This window comes from Vogesella mureinivorans, from assembly GCF_007644035.1.
Taxonomy (GTDB): domain Bacteria; phylum Pseudomonadota; class Gammaproteobacteria; order Burkholderiales; family Chromobacteriaceae; genus Vogesella; species Vogesella mureinivorans.
The window spans coordinates 1-268 of sequence record NZ_VMTV02000905.1 but is presented as its reverse complement, the minus strand read 5'-3'; the positions used below and the strand labels follow the sequence as shown (position 1 = coordinate 268).

Annotated in this window: 1 protein-coding gene; it reads right to left on the bottom strand. The window is 42.9% G+C overall.

Translation table 11 applies throughout. The features are described 5' to 3' along the window. Window positions 1-268, bottom strand: a 268-nt coding sequence (locus FLQ44_RS25100) for a BCCT family transporter (protein ID WP_369126623.1), incomplete at its 3' end; no start/stop codon positions are given.

Sequence of the window (268 nt, the reverse complement as noted above, 5' to 3'; positions counted from 1 at the left end):
CTTGCTGGGGTGCTTGTTGCGAAAGCGATATTGGTGGTTGAGGTTTAAAATGATCCTGTAACAACGCCTTTCTCATACCAAACATATACAACAAAATAATCACAGAGAATGGCAATCTACAGAGTACTACGGCGCTTTGCATGGAATGGAAGCTCCCTGCCAACAACAGACCAACACTGACCAATGTAATCACCACTGACCAGAAAATTCGTAACCAGATCGGTGAGTCGCTTTCACTACTTCCACCTTTGGTAGATAAATTTGCAAT